The organism is Deltaproteobacteria bacterium (assembly GCA_026712905.1).
GTDB lineage: Bacteria > Desulfobacterota > Binatia > UBA9968 > JAJDTQ01 > JAJDTQ01.
Genome location: JAPOPM010000269.1, coordinates 1 through 1,815, shown reverse-complemented (window position 1 = coordinate 1,815; position 1,815 = coordinate 1). Strand labels below are relative to the sequence as shown.

At 61.8% G+C, this 1,815-nt stretch carries 2 protein-coding genes and 1 pseudogene; all 3 read right to left on the bottom strand.

Features of this window, described 5'->3' with window-relative positions; genetic code table 11:
* Positions 1-137: pseudogene (locus tag OXF11_21980) on the bottom strand (IS21 family transposase).
* A 152-nt stretch (positions 138-289) separates the two neighbouring features.
* The gene (locus OXF11_21975; protein MCY4489755.1) at positions 290-1,276 is read right to left on the bottom strand and encodes a hypothetical protein; all 987 of its coding nucleotides are present in this window, start codon (positions 1,274-1,276) and stop codon (positions 290-292) included.
* Between the two features lie 55 nt (positions 1,277-1,331).
* A partial coding sequence (locus OXF11_21970) for a phosphomethylpyrimidine synthase ThiC (protein ID MCY4489754.1) occupies positions 1,332-1,815 on the bottom strand: 484 nt, incomplete at its 5' end.

Here is a 1,815-nt window from a genome sequence, read left to right as displayed (position 1 = left end):
GACCGAACGTAGTCCCTCACCCGGCCATATCCCCCCGTGTACCCCGCCGCTCGTACCTCGTCGAAAAGGCGCTTGGCCGACAACCGCGGATACTCCTCCAGCCGCGCCTCGATGATCCCCTTGTACGGATCCAGCTTGTGCTCGACCCCTGGCCGCGCCGTGTACTGCGTCCCCCCTCCAGCGTCTCGCTCCAACTGGCCTCCCCACACCCATCGATGGATCGTCCGTCGATCCACACCAAACCGTCGCGACAGCTCCGCCCTGGTCACGCCTCGTTCCAGATAGTGCCTTAACAGCATCCTTGTCTCCCATCCGTGCATCGGTTCGCCGCTCCATTCCTGTTGGTTTTGCCAACAGACTGGCCCGACGTACATGTCCTCGCAATCTTCAATGTGGGACATTTTCGATTGACACAAATGGGACATTTACAGTTGTCCGCTACACGAGCGGCGTTTGCCTCGTTTATCGCCGCTACCACTTCGTTGTAACCATACTTCCGGCCTCTCCGAACGTAGTAGTCCGGCCCCCAGAATTTCTCCACCTTCCTGAAACCGAGGTCCCCCGACCAGACCGGAAGTTTCTTTTTCCGTTCCGGGCTAAAGCGGTAGTCCGTGGCGTAGAATGCCGACGTGTCCTTCAACCAGGATGAGGCCAACGCCTTCTTGCCGGTTGCAGCGATGGACAGCGCCTTGAGCAGATAGTCGACGCCGTCTTCCTTGGTCCCGCCGTGGAACGACGCTTTCTTCAGCCCCTTCACGAAGTACCAATAGCCTGGATGATCCGTGGACACGTGGAAGACACTCTTGCCGCCGCTCTTGCCGTTCATGTTCGTACGTCCGAGCTGCAGTTCATAGGTTCGTGCCAGGATGTAGTAGGGAGCGGACTTCCGATAGGACCGAGGCAAGCTGTCGGGTCCTTGGGTCAGCGCGGCGAAAGGAACTTCGTCACGCAGCGGCTTCAGGCCCAGCAAGGTCCTGTAAAACCATTCCGCAATCGGGTCTCGATCCGTTGCTTGCCGCACCTTCCCCGACAGGATGTCGTCCGCGAAGGCTGACGCGGGATAGTGGTCATCGCCCTTGCTGTCGATCTCGGTATACCGAAAGAACCGGGCCCGGGTGCCGGAGAGGTGCCTCCGCTGCTCTCCCTCACGCCTTTCGGCCAGTTCCGCTGCTCTCGCTTTTTCGAACTCGTCGGCGTGCGTGGCGTGCGGGAGCAAGCCCATCCCGCAGCAAATGGCGGCAAGCAGAAGGAGAAGATCCCTCGGTCTCGGAAACATGGAGGAGATCCTCCCGTAGGCGGCTGTGTGGATGCGTGCAGGTTCTTGGGGAGGCTTACGGCGCTGCCTCCTCGTCCGTCTCCACCGGCTGGTAGATCTCGCTGCCGGACTTCTTGAACTCCTTGGCCTTCTCCTGCATGCCCTCGGTCAGCGCTTGGTCGGCGGCGATGCCCTTGCCGGCGGCGTAGTCGCGGACGTCCTGGGTGATCTTCATGGAGCAGAAGTGGGGGCCGCACATGGAGCAGAAGTGGGCGACCTTGGCGCCTTGGGCAGGCAGGGTCTCGTCGTGGAACTCCTGGGCGGTGTCGGGGTCGAGGCTCAGGTTGAACTGGTCCTCCCAGCGGAACTCGAAGCGGGCGTCGCTCAGGGCGTCGTCGCGAATCTGGGCGCCGGGATGTCCCTTGGCCAGGTCGGCGGCGTGGGCGGCGACCTTGTAGGTGATGACGCCGTCCTTGACGTCCTTCTTGTTGGGCAGGCCCAAGTGCTCCTTGGGGGTCACGTAGCAAAGCATGGCGGTGCCGTACCAGCCGATCATGGCG

Bases quoted from the DNA above. Each gene is read 5' to 3' on its own strand.
- OXF11_21975 (MCY4489755.1), bottom strand. From the start codon at position 1,276: ATGTTTCCGAGACCGAGGGATCTTCTCCTTCTGCTTGCCGCCATTTGC.